Source organism: Pseudonocardia sp. C8 (assembly GCF_014267175.1).
Classification (GTDB): Bacteria; Actinomycetota; Actinomycetes; order Mycobacteriales; family Pseudonocardiaceae; genus Pseudonocardia.
In genome coordinates this window covers 572,309-586,938 of record NZ_JACMTR010000002.1, presented here as the reverse complement: position 1 = coordinate 586,938, position 14,630 = coordinate 572,309, and the positions used below count along the sequence as shown (strand labels likewise).

The window sequence follows — 14,630 nt, the reverse complement described above, 5'->3', positions numbered from 1 at the left end:
CGCCCCGCGCGCGAGGGTACGCGTCCGTTCGGACGTATCCCCTCACCGAGCGTGTCCGATCTGGGGGCCCCGGATCCCGTTCGGGACCCACCGGAATTCCCCGATCCGGGGAGTAACCGAACGGAAAGTAATAGGGTCCCCCGATGGTGTTGCGCGGTTTGTGGGACCGGGAATCCAGGGGATAGATTGTTGCGCAGTCGGTACGGGCTCCCCCACTGTCAGCGTGCCGGCAGGCGTGAGACCGGCTTCGGGCGGACTCAGAGATCCAACAGGAGAAGAACTGTGCTGAAGAAGGCTGGAATCGTGGTTGCGGCCTCGGCCGCGTCCCTGCTCGCCGTCAGCCCGCTCGCCTTCGCCGGCGACAAGGGTGACGACCACGGCCACGGTGGCAAGCACCACGGCGCCGAGAACGTCATCGACAAGGACGCCAAGGGCCTCATCGCCGGCCTGAACGGCAACAACGTCAACGTGCCGATCCAGGCCTGCAACAACAACGTGCCGGTCAACGCCCTGGGCATCCAGGTCCCGGTCGAGGACGGCGCTGCCCTCAACGGCATCACCGGTGCCCTCGGCATCCTGGGCGAGGCCAAGGCCAAGTCGGGCGACTCGACCACCGACCAGTCCGACAACTGCGCGCAGGAGTCGGGCGCGGGCGACACGATCGCCGACTGATCTCGATCAGATCACCGAAATGCCCCGGGGTGTTCACCCCGGGGCATTTCGCGTTTCCGGTGGACCGCCCGGACGGGTGCCGGATTCTGCACGGCAGGCACGGACCGTCAGCATGCATCGCATGTCGTCACCCGGTCGCGTGACGGCCATCGATGCGCTCCCCCGATCTCCTTCGCGCTGATCGCTCTGTGTAGTCACTAGGTTCGGGGGGCGCCGCGGTGCGCCGCCGGCCGTGGCCCGTCGTCGCGCACCCCAGCGCTCGCGGGAGGCGAGCCGATGCGAGGCAAGGGCCACCGGCGGCGGCGAACGCTCACCGAACTCGCGAACGCTCACCCGTTCTCGCGAGCACCGCCCGAACACGCGAGCACCGCCCGATCTCGCGAGCACCGTCCGATCTCGTGCGGCACCGACAGCCGGAACACTCACAGCGCGGCCCGTATCCGCAGCACTCAGCCCGCCCGCCCCACCGTCCGGGCGCCGGTCGCCGGACCGACCGGCCCACACCGTTGCACCGTGCAGCCTTACCGCGACACGCCCGTCCGCCACGCCGAGCCGGCCGCTGCTCACCCGTCCGAATCCGCAGGTCCACGAATGGATCGGGGCATCGCCCGGGAAAAACACGGAGGGTCAGATTGTCCCGTTCGAAACCCTCCGATAGATTGACGCACAGTCGACGCGGGCTCCCCGGTTCGAGCGTCGACAGGTACCGAGAGTGTGCGCGGCTCTGCCGCGCGCACTCTCCTACTCAACAGGAGACGGACTGTGCTGAAGAAGGCTGGGATCGTGGCTGCGGCTGGCGCCGCGTCGCTCGTCGCGGTGAGCCCGCTGGCGTTCGCGGGCGAGGAGTACGAGGCGAACGACAGCTTCAACAAGACCAAGGACAGCCACAACAAGACCGTCGAGAAGAACGACGTCCACGTCGGTCACGAGGGTGGCAACGTCGCCGACAAGTCCGCGCACGGTGGCCTGGTCAACATCTCGGGGAACAACGTGAACACGTCCCCGACCACCTGCTTCACCGCCGCCAACGGCAACAGCGTGGTCCAGGGCGCCCTGGGCGGCCTCTTCTCGGAGGCCGAGAACTCCTCCGGCGTCACCTCGGACAACAGCGTCCAGTGCACCAACGCCTCCGACGCCGGGGACGAGTTCAACCAGTCGAACGACGGCGGCTCGCACCAGGACGGCGAGAAGGGCACCAAGTAGGTCGCCCTCCTGCTCCGTGCAGCGCAAGGCCCCGGGGATTCACCCCGGGGCCTTCGTCGTTCCCGGAACGGGGCCGACCGCACCGGAATGCGCACTAACGAGCGAGCACCCCGGAGGTTACGGTCGAATTCCGTTCAGCCGCCGAAACGCCGGTGCCGGGCGGCGAAGTCCCGCAGCGCGCGGAGGAAATCGACCCGGCGGAACTCCGGCCAGTAGGCCTCGCAGAACCAGAACTCCGAATGCGCCGACTGCCAGAGCAGGAAGCCCGACAGACGCTGCTCCCCGCTGGTCCGGATGACCAGGTCCGGATCCGGCTGTCCGGACGTGTACAGGTGCTCCGCGATGAGGTCGACGTCGAGGCTCTCGGCGAGCTCCTCGATGGTCCGGCCGGCCTCGGCCTCGGTCAGCAGCATCTTCCGGACGGCGTCGGCGATCTCCTGCCGTCCGCCGTACCCGACGGCGACGTTCAGCTGCAGGCCCCCACGGTCGCTGGTCCGCGCCACGGCGGCGGTCAACCGGTCCGCGAGCGAGCGCGGCAGCAGCTCCATCGCCCCGACCACCCGCAGCCGCCACGGCGTGTCCGGGCCGGAGAGGTCGTCCACGACCCCGCCGATGATCTCCAGCAGGTCCTTCAGCTCGTCCGGGGACCGGGTGCCGAGGTTGTCGGTGGACAGCAGGAACACCGTCACCACCTCGACCCCGGCCTCGGAGCACCAGCCGAGCATCTCGGCGATCTTCGCCGCGCCGGCGCGGTGTCCCTCGGCCGGATCGTCGAGACCGGCCTCGCGGGCCCAGCGACGGTTGCCGTCGAGGATCAGCGCGACGTGCTTCGGACTCTCGGCTCCGTCGAGCTGGCGCAGGATCCTGCGCTCGTACACCGTGTAGAGCAGATCTCGGACGGCCACGGGGAGGGAGCCTAGTCGGGTCCCCCGCGGCCTGTGGCGTTCGTCCGGACCGGGCGACGCCCGCCGCTGAGGCACGTAGCGTCGAGCCGTGTCCCCGGTGAGCAGCGCCCTCCCCGCTCCGGTCAGGCCCCGGATGCGCGGCTGGCTGCACCTGTGGAGCCTGGTCGCCTCGGTCTTCGCCTGCGCGGCGCTCATCGGCGTCGCCGGCGCGCTGGTCGGCGCGGCCGCGGCCGTCGCGACCGCCGTGTACACGGCGACGACGTTCGGGCTGTTCGGGATCAGCGCGCTCTACCACCGGCACACCTGGACCGACCCGGCCCGCCGCCGGCTGATGAAGCGCCTCGACCACTCGATGATCTTCATGTTCATCGCCGGGACGTACACACCGGTCTCGGCACTGGCGCTGCCCGCCGGCACCGCCACCTGGGTGCTGGCCGTGGTCTGGGGCGGCGCGCTGGCCGGGGTCGCCCTGAAGCTGGCCTGGCCGACCGCCCCCGCGTGGGTCGGCGTCCCGGTCTACGTCGCGCTCGGCTGGGTCGCGGTGTTCGTCCTGCCGGGGCTGCTGGCCGGCGGCGGGGTCGCCGCGCTCGTCCTGCTGCTCGTCGGCGGGGCGCTCTACACCGCGGGCGCGGTCATGTACGCGCTGCGCCGCCCGGACCCGTGGCCTGCGACGTTCGGGTACCACGAGTTCTTCCACGCGGCGACGGTCCTGGCCTGGGCCTGCCACCACGTCGCGATCTGGCTGGTGCTCCTGCGCCCGTGAGTGGTTCGGAGGGCCCCGACCCTCCTATCCCCTCACGAGGGCCCCTGGCCCCGCAGCTCGTCGACCCGTGCCATCGCCGCCCGCAGCTCGGCGAGCCACTCGTCGGCGTGCTCCCCGACCAGGCGGACCGACCAGGCGAGCGCGTCCGACCGGGACCGGGCGACGCCGGCGTCGACCAGCGTGTCCAGCACGATCCGTTCGGACTGCCGCAGCCTCGTCATCACCGGCACCGACGCTGTCGTGAACAGCTCGCGGGTCCCGCCGATCCGCGCACCCCAGGCGACCTTCCGCTGGTAGCGGGCCTCGGCCTGGCGGGCGATCTCGATCCGCTTCGCCCGGGTGTCCTCGCGGAACCGAGAGATCCGGCCGGCCTCCGCCGCGGCCGCGTCGGCCCGGCCGGCGTCCGTGTCCGGGTACTCGTCCTCCAGGGGCGGGAGCTCGCCGACGACGACGATCTCGTCCCGGTCGCAGGTGACCTCCGGCGCGCCGGTGAACCAGCCGTCCGGCAGCCGCCCGGAGAACCACGCCGCCGCGTCGTCGGCCGAGGGCAGCTCCGCCTGCTGCCACCCGCCACGTCCTCGTCCTGTCCTCATCACGCACCTCCGTGCTCGATGATTACAGAATTACACAGTTACGTCGCGCGTGCGAGCAGGGCGGAGAGTTCGTCCGGGGTGGTCACCGGAACGTCGCAGACGAACCCGCGGCAGACGTAGGCGGCCGGCGCCCCCTCGACCGGGCCGCGACCGGCGAGCAGCGGGACGCCGGCGGCGTCCGGCTCCCCCGCGACGACCACGGCGCCGCCCGGCGCGTCCCGGCGCGCCCGGCTGGTCAGCGGGCCGCCCCCGGGCTCCCCCACGACCGCGACCTGGGCCGGGCCGGCGACCAGTGCCTCGGCCGCCGTTAGCCAGTGCCCGAGGAACCGCGGCGCGCGCGGCACGAGCGTGCCGACCGTGCGCAGCGCCCGTTCCGCCCGTTCCCGGTACCCGGCCGCCCGCTCCGGCGGTGCCAGCACGGACGCCGTCACCAGCGCCTCGGCCAGCGCCGACGTCCCGCACGGCGACGCGTTGTCGGTCAGCTCCCGCGGCCGGTGCGGCAGCAGCGCCGCGTCGGCGGTGTCCGCCGCCGTGTCCCGGTAGGTGCCGGGGCGGTCGGGGACCGCGAACCGCTCGAGCGTGGTGTCCAGCAGGTCGAGCGCCGAGGCCAGCCGGGCGGGGTCCCCGGTGGCCTGGTGCAGCGCGAGCAGCGCCGCGGCGAGCAGGGCGTGGTCGGCGAGCACGGCGTCGGCGTCACCGGCCACACCGTGTCGCGACGACCGCCGCAGCCGCCCCTCGACGACGTGCACGTCCAGCAGCAGGTCGACGATCTCCCCCGCCGCCCGCACCCAGTCCGCGTCGCCGGCCGCGGCCCCCGCCTCGGCCAGGGCGACGGCGGCGAGCGCGTTCCACTCGGTCACCACCTTGTCGTCCCGGGCCGGCTGCGGGCGCCGGTCGCGGGCCGCGAGCAGCGCGGCCCGGGTGCGCTCCCACCAGGCGGGGTCGTCCGGGTCCTGGCGCAGCTGCAGGGTCGAGGCCCCGTACTCGAAGGTCCCGGCCTCGGTGACCCCCAGCAGGGCGGCGGCCCGGTCGCCGTCGGCGTCGCCGAGGACCTCGCGCAGCTGGGCCGGCGTCCACACGTAGGTGAGTCCCTCGACACCGTCGGTGTCCGCGTCGAGCGCGGACGCCAGCCCGCCCTCGGCGGTGCGCAGGTCCCGGAGCAGGAACGCGGCCGTGGACGCCGCGACCCGCTCGCCCAGTGCGGAACCCCGACGCCCCAGGTGCGCGTTGGCGCGCAGCAGCAGGGCGTTGTCGGAGAGCATCTTCTCGAAGTGCGGGACCGTCCAGCCCTCGTCGACGGAGTAGCGGGCGAACCCGCCGGCGAGCTGGTCGTGCATCCCGCCCCGGGCCATCGCCTCGCAGGTGCCGGTGACCATCCGCCACGCCGCTTCCGAGCCGGTCCGCTCGTGGTGGCGGAGCAGGAACTCGCACACCATCGAGGGCGGGAACTTGGGCGCGCCGCCGAACCCGCCGTGCACCCGGTCGTACCCGGCCGCGAGCTCCTCGACGACGTCGTCGAGGGTCTGCTCCCCCACGGCGACCGGTTCCGGGTCGGTCGCCGCCTGCTCGGCCAGCTGCCCGGCGATCTGCCCGGCCGCGAACCGGACCCGGTCGCCGTCGGACGCCCAGGCCGCGGACACCGCGTCCAGCAGCTGCCGGAACGACGGCAGCCCATGCCGGGGCTCGGGCGGGAAGTAGGTCCCGCAGTGGAACGGCTCGCCGTCCGGGGTGAGGAAGCAGGTCATCGGCCAGCCGCCCTGTCCGGTGAGCGCCTGGGTGGCGGCCATGTGGACGGCGTCGACGTCCGGGCGTTCCTCGCGGTCCACCTTGATCGCGACGAACCCCCGGTTGACGACGGCGGCGATCTCCGGGTCGGAGAACGACTCGTGCGCCATCACGTGGCACCAGTGGCAGGCGGCGTAGCCGATCGAGAGCAGGATCGGGACGTTCCGGCGGCGCGCCTCGGCGAACGCCGCTGCCGACCACGGGTACCAGTCGATCGGGTTGTCGGCGTGCTGGAGCAGGTACGGGCTGGTGGCCGTCGCGAGCCGGTTGGGCATCCGCCCAGCCTGGCAGACCGCCCTCAGGTGCCGCGGGGCTCCACGTCGCCGCTGGACTCCGCCTTCTCCGGTGGGTCCGGCTCGAAGGACTCGGGCAGCCGGTTGATCCGCTTGCTCATGTTGCGGATGAGGAACACCGTCGCCAGCAGCAGCAGGAGCACGACCGCCAGCCCGACCGGCGCGGCGTTGCCGAACTCGGGCAGCTGGCCGGGCGGCGGCGGGCGGTCCTGCAGGGGGACGAGGCCGTGCGTCGCGACCAGCCGCACCGCAGCCGTCACGTCTTCGATCAGCACCGCCGTGTCCTTCCCTCGTGGCCCGCGGGCCGCCGGCCGGCCCGGTCCCAGGCTACCCGTGGGTCATCCGGCCCGCCGCTGCTCCCCGCGCTCGTACGGGATCCCGGCGAACAGGTCGTCCTCCGGGGTGGCCGTGTCGACCAGGGAGTGCACGAGCTCGTAGTCCTCCGTCGGCCACACCCGGGCCTGGACCTCGAGCGGGGTGAAGAAGAACCGGCTGTTCGGGTCGATCTGGGTGGCGTGCGCGCGCAGCGCGTCGTCCCTCCGGGAGAACCACTCCGCGCACGGCACCCGGGTGGTGACCCGTGTCCCGGGGTCGGGCCGGTCGGAGCGCCAGTTGGCGAGCCACTCGGCGTACGGCGACTCCTCCCCCGCCTCCAGGAACGCGTTGTGGAACGCCTCCAGGCGGGCCTTGGAGAAGCCGTGGCCGTAGTACAGCTTCAGCGGCTGCCACGGCGGGCCGGCCTCCGGGAACCGCGCCGGGTCGCCGGCGGCCTCCCACGCGGCCATCGAGATGACGTGCGTGCGGATGTGGTCCGGGTGCGGGTAACCGCCGTTCTCGTCGTAGGTGACGATCACGTGCGGCTTGAAGTCGCGGATCACCGCCACGAGCTTCGCGGTCTGCTCCTCGACGTCGCCCTCGGCGAAGCAGCCCTCCGGCAGCGGCGGCTTGGGGTCGCCCTCGGGCAGGCCGGAGTCGACGAAGCCGAGCCAGACGTGCTGCACCCCGAGGATCTCGGCCGCCTTCGCCATCTCGGCCTGCCGCACCGCGGTCAGGTTCTCGGCGACCTCCGGCCGCTCCATCGCCGGGTTCAGGATGCTGCCGCGCTCGCCGCCGGTACAGGTCACGACGATCACGTCGTGCCCCTCGTCGACGTACCGCGCGGTCGTCGCCGCGCCCTTCGACGACTCGTCGTCGGGATGCGCGTGCACCGTCATCAGCCGAGGACGCTCGCCGGGGGCGAGGACGGGTTCGGTATGGGTCATGGGGTCGGGTTCCTCCACGGTCACCGGGCTCGGGCCCCGCGCCGGCTGCGCGGGCGGCGATGTCGTGCTCGGGAGCGATCCTGGCAGAGGGGACCGACAGTGAACGCTCCGAGAGTCGTGCTCCGCGAGCTGCAACACCGGCGCCCGCACGGCTGTTCCCCGAGCTGGACGCCCGTACCGGTCCTCTGCGGCGAGCGGTTCACGCCCACTTCGGAAGCGATTCCTCAGACCCGAGACGTACGCCGTCACCTGCGACGACGCCGGGGCCGGGAACTTCCCGGGACCCCGGTGCGTTCACTCGACAGCTGCGATGAGCGGCACGCATCGTGCTAGACTGGCTCCCACACGGCCCGCCCGCGGGTCGTGTTTTTCCTTACTCGGGGCGTGCCGCCGCAGCGCCGCCACCCCCGTGTGCCCGCCGGCGCATGGCGTGCGGCGGTGACACGCCCTGCTTTCCTGGAGGAGTTGATGACGGTGACGGACACCCAGGCCACCTGGCTGACCCAGGACGCCTACGACCGGCTGAAGTCCGAGCTGGACGGGTTGATCGAGAACCGGCCCGTCATCGCCGCCGAGATCAACGCCCGCCGCGAGGAGGGCGACCTGAAGGAGAACGGCGGCTACCACGCGGCCCGCGAGGAGCAGGGCCAGCAGGAGGCCCGGATCCGCCAGCTGCAGGAGCTGCTGCGTACGGCCCAGGTCGGCACCGCTCCCAGCAGCGCGGACGAGGCGGCCCCCGGCACGGTTCTCACGATCAAGTACGAGGACGACGACGAGGCCGAGCGGGTCCTGCTCGGCTCCCGCGAGGAGGGCAGCCACGGCGACCTGCAGGTCATCTCGCCGAACTCCCCGCTCGGCGCGGCGCTGCTCGGCGCGAAGCCCGGTGACACCCGCGAGTACCAGCTGCCGGACGGCGGCAGCATGAAGGTCACGCTCGTCGAGATCGAGGCCTTCACCGGCTGATCCGGACACGACTCCACGGGGCCCGGCCGGATGATCGGCGCCGGGCCCCGTCGTCGTGCGGCGGGTCCTACGACGGCGCGGTGACCGCGTGCCCGGCGTCGCGGAGCGAGGCCACGATGGCGTCCCGGTGGTCCGGTCCCCGGGTCTCCAGGCTCAGCTCGACGTCGACCTCCCCGACCGGCAGCGCCCCGCTGATCCGCGAGTGGGCGATGTCGGTGATGTTCGCGCCGAGCGTGCCGATCCGGGCCAGCAGCTCGGCCAGCGCGCCGGGCCGGTCCGGGATCTGCACGTGCAGGTTCAGGTAGCGCGACGACGCGACCAGGCCGTGCCGGATGACGTGCAGCAGCACCAGCGGGTCCACGTTGCCGCCGGAGAGCACGGCGACCACCGGGCCCTCGAACCGGCCGGGCTGCTCGAGCAGCGCCGCGACCGGTGCCGCTCCGGCGGGTTCGACGACCAGCTTCGCCCGTTCGAGGCAGTGCACCAGCGCCCCGGAGAGCGCGTCCTCGCCGACCGTGACCAGCTCGTCGATCAGGCCGGCGACCTGCGGGAACGTGATGTCACCCGGCCGGCCCACCGCGATGCCGTCGGCCATCGTGCGCATCCCGTCGAGCGCCTGCGGGTGCCCGGCGGCCAGCGACGGCGGCCACGCCGCCGCCCCGGCCGCCTGCACACCGACGATCCGCGCACCGGGCCGCCGCGCCCGCAGCACCGCGGCGATCCCGCCGAGCAGCCCACCGCCCCCGGCCGGGACGAGCACCGTCGCGACGTCCGGGACCTGCTCGACGATCTCGCAGCCGACCGTGCCCTGGCCGGCGATGATGTCCGGATGGTCGAACGGGTGCACGAGCACGGCCCCCGACTCCTGGGCCGCGGCGGTGGCGGCCTGCACCGCGTCGTCGACGCTGCGGCCGGTGAGGACGACCTCGGCGCCGTAGCCGCGGGTGGCGTCGACCTTGGGCAGCGTGGCGCGTTCCGGCATGAACACGGTGGCCCGCACCCCGAGCAGCCGGGCGGCCAGTGCGACACCCTGGGCGTGGTTTCCCGCGGACGCGGCGACGACCCCGCGGGCGCGCTCGGCCGCGGTGAGCCGGGCGATCCGGGTGTAGGCGCCGCGGATCTTGAAGGAGCCGGTGCGCTGCAGGTTCTCGCACTTGAGGTGGACGGGTGTGCCGGTGAGGTCGGACAGCGCGCGGGCTCCGGCGACCGGGGTCGTCCGGACCACGCCGGTGAGCAGCTCGCGGGCGGCGTCCACGTCCGCGGAGGTGACCGGGGGCGTGAGCGCGGCGTCCGGTGGGGCGACCATCCGCGCAGTCTGGCATCTCCCCCGGTAACCTCGGCGGTGTCTCACCGGACGTGATAACCCTGTCGCTGTGCGTCCGGTGTCGGGAGGGACTCGCGAGATGACCCGGCTGCGCACCACGGTGCCGCTGCTGCTGGCCGCCGGCCTGGCCGCGCTGGCCGTGGCGACCGTGCGCGACGCCGGCTGCGACGACCCGGGCCGCTACGAGCTGCGCCCCGACGGGACCTGGTCACTCGTCGGCGGCTGTGTCGACCCGGCCGACCTGGTCGTCCCGGCGCCGCCGGCCGCCCCCGCACCGGCCTCGGCCCCGGAGCAGTCCCGCAGCTGACACCACCCGTCACACCGGCCTCATCCGCACCACCCCCGCACACACTCATGGTGCTTTGGTCCCGTGGCACGGGACTGAAGCTCCATGAGTGTGTTCCGCGGGTGGGTGGCGGACGGCGAGCGCCCCCGGGTGGGCGGGTCAGCTCAGGCCGTCGAGGGCGGTGCGCAGGTCGTCGAGCAGGTCGTCGGCGTCCTCGATGCCGACCGAGAGCCGCACCAGGTTGTCCGGCACCTCCAGCATCGACCCCGCCGTGGACGCGTGCGTCATCTGCCCCGGGTGCTCGATCAGCGACTCGACCCCGCCGAGCGACTCGGCGAGGGTGAACAGGGTCGTCCCCGCGCAGATCTGCAACGCCGCCTCCCGCCCGCCGGCGGCGAGGAACGACACCATGCCGCCGAACCGGCGCATCTGCTTCGCGGCGATCTCGTGGCCGGGGTGCCCGGGCAGCCCGGGGTAGAGGACCGAGGAGACCGCCGGGTGCGCGGTGAGCAGCTCGGCGACCCGCTCGGCGTTGTCGCAGTGCCGCTCCATCCGGACGGCCAGCGTCTTGGCTCCGCGCAGCGTCAGCCAGGCGTCGAACGGGCCGGGCACCGAGCCGACCGAGTTCTGGGTGAACAGGGCGCGCTCGGCGAGCTCGTCGTCGTCGGTGACCAGGGCCCCGCCGACGACGTCGGAGTGCCCGCCGATGTACTTGGTCGTCGAGTGGACGACGACGTCCGCGCCCAGCGCGAGGGGCGTCTGCAGGTACGGCGAGGCGAAGGTGTTGTCGACGACGAGCCGGGCCCCGGCCTCGTGCGCCACCGTGGCGAGCGCGCCGATGTCGGCGATGCCGAGCAGCGGGTTCGTCGGCGTCTCCGACCAGACCACCTTCGTGGTGGGGCGCAGCGCGGCCCGCAGCGCGTCGAGGTCACCCAGGTCGACCGGGGTGTACTCGACACCGAACCCGGACAGCACCTTGTCGATCAGCCGGAACGTGCCGCCGTAGGCATCGTGCGGGATCACGAGGTGGTCGCCGGGCCCGCACAGGATCCGCAGCAGGGTGTCGGTGGCCCCCATGCCGGACCCGAACGCGACGGCGTGCCGGCCGCCCTCGAGCGCGGCCAGGCACTCCTGCAGGGCGGTCCGCGTCGGGTTGGCGCTGCGCGAGTACTCGTACCCGCCGCGGGTGCCGCCGACGCCGTCCTGGGCGTAGGTGGAGCTGGTGTGGATGGAGGTCGTGACCGCGCCGGTCGTCGGGTCCGGGTCCTGCCCGGCATGGATGGCACGCGTCGAGAAGCCCTGCATGCCGGACGAGGTTACGCCGGCAGGCCGGCCCCGCAGCCGCACCCCCGGGGCCGGCGCGGGCCGGGCGGGCCCCCGCCCCGGGACGCGGAGTCAGCCGTTCCCGAGGAAGGCGATCACGTCCGACCGGGTGACGACGCCGGCCGGCTTGCCGTCGATCAGTACCAGGGCGGCGTCGGCCCGGGCGAACGCCTTCATCGCGTCCTGCAGCGACTCGCCCGCACCGAGGGTCGGCAGTGGCGGGGACATGTGGTCCTCCAGCCGGTCGGCGAGCTGAGCACGGCCGGTGAACAACGCGTCCAGCAGGTCCCGCTCGACGACCGCGCCGGCCACCTCGGCGGCCATCACCGGCGGCTCGGCCTTCACGACCGGCATCTGCGAGACGCCGAACTCGCGCAGGTAGAGGGCCGCGTCGGCGACGGTCTCGTTGGGGTGGGCGTGCACCAGCGCGGGGATCGATCCGTCCTTGCGGCGGAGCACGTCGCCGATGGTGGCGCCCTCCGACGGCGGCAGGAAGCCGTAGCTGGCCATCCAGGCGTCGTTGAAGACCTTGCCGAGGTAGCCGCGGCCGCCGTCCGGCAGCAGGACGACGACCACCGCGTCCGCCGGCAGGTCCGCCGCCACCCGCAGCGCGGCCACCGTGGCCATCCCGCAGGAACCGCCGACGAGCAGCGCCTCCTCCCGGGCGAGCCGGCGGGTCATGTGGAACGAGTCCGCGTCCGAGACGGCGACGACCTCGTCGCAGATGTCGGGGTCGTAGGTGGTCGGCCAGAAGTCCTCGCCGACGCCCTCGACCAGGTAGGGCCGCCCGCTCCCGCCGGAGTAGACCGACCCCTCCGGGTCCGCACCGATGATCTTCACCGCGCCGCCGGAGACCTCCTTGAGGTACCGCCCGATACCGGAGATCGTGCCGCCGGTGCCGATGCCGGCGACGAAGTGGGTGATCTTCCCGTCGGTCTGCTCCCAGATCTCCGGGCCGGTCGCGTGGTAGTGCGACTCCGGGTTGGCCTGGTTGGCGTACTGGTTGGGCTTCCAGGCGCCGTCGATCTCGTCGACGAGCCGGTCGGAGGTCCGGTAGTAGGAGTCCGGGTGCTCCGGGTCGACGGCGGTCGGGCACACCACCACCTCGGCGCCGTAGGCCGCGAGCACGTTGCGCTTGTCCTCGCCGACCTTGTCCGGGCAGACGAACACGCAGCGGTAGCCCTTGCGCTGGGCGACCATGGCGAGCCCGACCCCGGTGTTGCCGGAGGTCGGCTCCACGATCGTGCCGCCCGGCCGCAGCTCGCCGGACGCCTCGGCCGCCTCCACCATGCGCAGCGCGATCCGGTCCTTCACCGAGCCGCCCGGGTTCATGTACTCCACCTTGGCGAGGACCGGCGGCGCGATCCCCTCCGCCACCGCTCCCAGCCGGACGAGCGGGGTGTTCCCGACCAGGTCGACGACGTGCTCGACGTAGCGCATGTGCGCATCCTCGCACCCCTCACTCCCGTTCCACCGACCGCAACCCGGCCGACGGCGTCCACCACCGCACGACGAGCCGGTTCCGCTCGTCGTTCAGCCCGGTCCACACCACCTCGGTGAGGTCGGCCCGGAACGCGTCGCCCGCGACGGGGCCGGACAGCGGCCCGTTCCAGATCGCCCGGCCGGCCACCTTCAGGTCGCCCTCCCCCAGGTCGCCGCCGGACTGGTCGGCGGGCGCGGCGTGCAGCGCGAACCGCGGGTCCCGGCGCAGGTCGGCCCCCTTGCGCGCGCCGGGCATCGAGCCGAACGCGAGCTCGACCCCGGGGCCCGAGTCGTCGAGCACCACCTCGATGCCGGACACCCGCGGCGACCCGTCGGCGCGCAGGGTCGCGATGACGAGTGCCACCCCGCGCTGCAGGATCCGCTCGGCCAGGGCCGCGAACTCGGGCTCGGCGGCCCGGAAGTCTCCCCACGACGTCATGGCACGAGGATGCCCGTCACCCCTGACGGTTTCGTCACGTCCGGGCGGAGCGGGTGTTACCGCTGAGTAGTCTCGGCGCGGAGACATCCTGCGATGGAGGAGGACGACGATGCCCGAAGCCGTGATCGTCGCCGCGGCCCGGTCCCCGATCGGCCGCGCGAACAAGGGCTCCCTGGCCGGGATGCGCCCGGACGACCTGACCGTGCAGATGGTGCGCGCCGCGCTCGACCAGGTCCCCGCGCTGGACCCGGCCGAGATCGACGACCTGATGCTGGGCTGCGGCCTGCCGGGCGGCGAGCAGGGCAACAACATGGCCCGCCTGGTGGCCGTCCAGCTCGGGTACGACTCGCTGCCGGGCACCACGATCACCCGCTACTGCTCCTCGTCGCTGCAGACCACCCGGATGGCCCTGCACGCGATCAAGGCCGGCGAGGGTGACGTGTTCGTCTCGGCCGGCGTGGAGACGGTGTCCCGGTTCGCCAAGGGCACCTCGGACTCCTGGCCGGACACGCACAACCCGCTGTTCGCCGAGGCCGAGGCCCGCACGAAGGAGACGGCCGAGAAGGGCGCCGGCTCCTGGACCGACCCGCGCGAGCAGAACCTGCTGCCGGACGCCTACATCGCGATGGGGCAGACGGCGGAGAACCTGGCCCGGTACAAGGACGTGTCCCGCGAGGAGATGGACCGGTTCGCGGTGCAGTCGCAGAACCGCGCCGAGAAGGCCATCGCGGACGGCTTCTTCGCCCGCGAGATCACCCCGGTGACCCTGCCCGACGGCACCACGGTGAGCACCGACGACGGCCCGCGCCCCGGCACCACCTACGAGAAGATCTCCGAGCTCAAGCCGGTCTTCCGCCCGGACGGACGGATCACCGCGGGCAACGCCTGCCCGCTCAACGACGGCGCCGCGGCCCTGGTCGTCATGTCCGACACCCGGGCCGAGCAGCTCGGGATCACCCCGCTGGCCCGCGTGGTGTCCACCGGGGTCACCGGACTCTCCCCGGAGATCATGGGCTACGGCCCGGTCGAGGCGTCGAAGCAGGCGCTCGGGCGGGCCGGGCTCACGATCGACGACATGGACCTCGTCGAGATCAACGAGGCGTTCGCGGCCCAGGTCCTGCCGTCGGCCCACGATCTCGGCATCGACGAGGCGAAGCTGAACGTGCACGGCGGCGCGATCGCGCTCGGTCACCCGTTCGGCATGACCGGTGCCCGGATCACCACGACGCTGCTCAACGGGCTGCGGGCCACCGGCGGCCGCTACGGCCTGGAGACCATGTGCGTCGGCGGCGGCCAGGGCATGGCCATGGTGCTCGAGCGCCTCGCGTAGCACCGGG

15 protein-coding genes are annotated in these 14,630 nt (G+C 73.2%); 6 read left to right on the top strand and 9 right to left on the bottom strand.

The genetic code is table 11. The features are described from left to right. Nucleotides 1-282: 282 nt before the first annotated feature. Both H7X46_RS03475 and H7X46_RS03470 read left to right on the top strand, forming a co-directional pair. Nucleotides 283-672, top strand: coding sequence for a hypothetical protein (locus tag H7X46_RS03475; protein ID WP_186358022.1), 390 nt, complete (start codon nucleotides 283-285; stop codon nucleotides 670-672). Between the two features lie 762 nt (nucleotides 673-1,434). Beyond that, nucleotides 1,435-1,875 carry a hypothetical protein gene (locus H7X46_RS03470; RefSeq protein ID WP_186358021.1) on the top strand — a complete coding sequence of 147 codons (441 nt, stop codon included), beginning with the start codon at nucleotides 1,435-1,437 and terminating at the stop codon, nucleotides 1,873-1,875. 134 nt (nucleotides 1,876-2,009) lie between these two features. Here H7X46_RS03470 and H7X46_RS03465 read toward each other — a convergent pair whose 3' ends face one another. Continuing rightward, nucleotides 2,010-2,780, bottom strand: a complete 771-nt coding sequence (locus tag H7X46_RS03465; protein ID WP_186358020.1) for an isoprenyl transferase — start codon at nucleotides 2,778-2,780, stop codon at nucleotides 2,010-2,012. Nucleotides 2,781-2,913: 133 nt separating this feature from the next. Between H7X46_RS03465 and H7X46_RS03460 the strand changes: the two genes are divergently transcribed. Continuing rightward, nucleotides 2,914-3,543: a hemolysin III family protein gene (locus H7X46_RS03460; RefSeq protein WP_186362417.1), complete on the top strand. Its 630-nt coding sequence runs from the start codon at nucleotides 2,914-2,916 to the stop codon at nucleotides 3,541-3,543. Between the two features lie 32 nt (nucleotides 3,544-3,575). Here the strand turns inward: H7X46_RS03460 and H7X46_RS03455 are convergent, their stop codons facing one another. The 4 genes from H7X46_RS03455 to mca form a co-directional block, all read right to left on the bottom strand. Then, entirely contained in the window at nucleotides 3,576-4,136 is a 561-nt protein-coding gene (locus H7X46_RS03455; protein ID WP_186358019.1) for a hypothetical protein, read from the bottom strand. A 38-nt stretch (nucleotides 4,137-4,174) separates the two neighbouring features. After that, nucleotides 4,175-6,196: a thioredoxin domain-containing protein gene (locus tag H7X46_RS03450; protein ID WP_186358018.1), complete on the bottom strand. Its 2,022-nt coding sequence runs from the start codon at nucleotides 6,194-6,196 to the stop codon at nucleotides 4,175-4,177. A gap of 23 nt (nucleotides 6,197-6,219) precedes the next feature. Beyond that, nucleotides 6,220-6,489, bottom strand: coding sequence for a hypothetical protein (locus H7X46_RS03445; protein WP_186358017.1), 270 nt, complete (start codon nucleotides 6,487-6,489; stop codon nucleotides 6,220-6,222). Nucleotides 6,490-6,552: 63 nt separating this feature from the next. Further along, entirely contained in the window at nucleotides 6,553-7,476 is a 924-nt protein-coding gene (mca, locus tag H7X46_RS03440) for a mycothiol conjugate amidase Mca (RefSeq protein WP_186358016.1), read from the bottom strand. Between the two features lie 474 nt (nucleotides 7,477-7,950). On the opposite strand from mca, the gene greA reads away from it, so the two are divergent. Further along, nucleotides 7,951-8,439 carry a transcription elongation factor GreA gene (gene greA / locus H7X46_RS03435; RefSeq protein WP_186358015.1) on the top strand — a complete coding sequence of 163 codons (489 nt, stop codon included), beginning with the start codon at nucleotides 7,951-7,953 and terminating at the stop codon, nucleotides 8,437-8,439. Nucleotides 8,440-8,506: 67 nt separating this feature from the next. Here greA and ilvA read toward each other — a convergent pair whose 3' ends face one another. Further along, on the bottom strand, nucleotides 8,507-9,745 hold the full coding sequence (gene ilvA / locus H7X46_RS03430) for a threonine ammonia-lyase (RefSeq protein WP_186358014.1): 1,239 nt from the start codon (nucleotides 9,743-9,745) through the stop codon (nucleotides 8,507-8,509). A 97-nt stretch (nucleotides 9,746-9,842) separates the two neighbouring features. On the opposite strand from ilvA, the gene H7X46_RS03425 reads away from it, so the two are divergent. Next, nucleotides 9,843-10,070: a hypothetical protein gene (locus H7X46_RS03425; RefSeq protein ID WP_186358013.1), complete on the top strand. Its 228-nt coding sequence runs from the start codon at nucleotides 9,843-9,845 to the stop codon at nucleotides 10,068-10,070. 138 nt (nucleotides 10,071-10,208) lie between these two features. Here the strand turns inward: H7X46_RS03425 and H7X46_RS03420 are convergent, their stop codons facing one another. The 3 genes from H7X46_RS03420 to H7X46_RS03410 all read right to left on the bottom strand — a co-directional run bounded on the left by H7X46_RS03420 (nucleotide 10,209) and on the right by H7X46_RS03410 (nucleotide 13,293). Next, nucleotides 10,209-11,354 (bottom strand): cystathionine gamma-synthase, encoded by a 1,146-nt coding sequence (locus H7X46_RS03420; protein ID WP_186358012.1) that lies wholly within the window; start codon nucleotides 11,352-11,354, stop codon nucleotides 10,209-10,211. A 90-nt stretch (nucleotides 11,355-11,444) separates the two neighbouring features. After that, on the bottom strand, nucleotides 11,445-12,812 hold the full coding sequence (locus tag H7X46_RS03415) for a cystathionine beta-synthase (protein ID WP_186358011.1): 1,368 nt from the start codon (nucleotides 12,810-12,812) through the stop codon (nucleotides 11,445-11,447). 19 nt (nucleotides 12,813-12,831) lie between these two features. Further along, complete coding sequence (locus tag H7X46_RS03410; protein ID WP_186358010.1) at nucleotides 12,832-13,293, bottom strand: pyridoxamine 5'-phosphate oxidase family protein; 462 nt, start codon at nucleotides 13,291-13,293, stop codon at nucleotides 12,832-12,834. A 109-nt stretch (nucleotides 13,294-13,402) separates the two neighbouring features. On the opposite strand from H7X46_RS03410, the gene H7X46_RS03405 reads away from it, so the two are divergent. Next, nucleotides 13,403-14,623 (top strand): acetyl-CoA C-acetyltransferase, encoded by a 1,221-nt coding sequence (locus tag H7X46_RS03405; RefSeq protein ID WP_186358009.1) that lies wholly within the window; start codon nucleotides 13,403-13,405, stop codon nucleotides 14,621-14,623. Nucleotides 14,624-14,630: the final 7 nt, after the last annotated feature.

Excerpts from the sequence above, each read along its gene's own strand:
- H7X46_RS03460 (WP_186362417.1), top strand. The coding sequence starts at position 2,914 with ATGCGCGGCTGGCTGCACCTGTGGAGCCTGGTCGCCTCGGTCTTCGCC.
- H7X46_RS03455 (WP_186358019.1), bottom strand. The coding sequence starts at position 4,136 with ATGAGGACAGGACGAGGACGTGGCGGGTGGCAGCAGGCGGAGCTGCCC.
- H7X46_RS03450 (WP_186358018.1), bottom strand. The coding sequence starts at position 6,196 with ATGCCCAACCGGCTCGCGACGGCCACCAGCCCGTACCTGCTCCAGCAC.
- mca (WP_186358016.1), bottom strand. The coding sequence starts at position 7,476 with ATGACCCATACCGAACCCGTCCTCGCCCCCGGCGAGCGTCCTCGGCTG.
- ilvA (WP_186358014.1), bottom strand. The coding sequence starts at position 9,745 with ATGGTCGCCCCACCGGACGCCGCGCTCACGCCCCCGGTCACCTCCGCG.
- H7X46_RS03425 (WP_186358013.1), top strand. The coding sequence starts at position 9,843 with ATGACCCGGCTGCGCACCACGGTGCCGCTGCTGCTGGCCGCCGGCCTG.
- H7X46_RS03420 (WP_186358012.1), bottom strand. The coding sequence starts at position 11,354 with ATGCAGGGCTTCTCGACGCGTGCCATCCATGCCGGGCAGGACCCGGAC.
- H7X46_RS03415 (WP_186358011.1), bottom strand. The coding sequence starts at position 12,812 with ATGCGCTACGTCGAGCACGTCGTCGACCTGGTCGGGAACACCCCGCTC.
- H7X46_RS03410 (WP_186358010.1), bottom strand. The coding sequence starts at position 13,293 with ATGACGTCGTGGGGAGACTTCCGGGCCGCCGAGCCCGAGTTCGCGGCC.
- H7X46_RS03405 (WP_186358009.1), top strand. The coding sequence starts at position 13,403 with ATGCCCGAAGCCGTGATCGTCGCCGCGGCCCGGTCCCCGATCGGCCGC.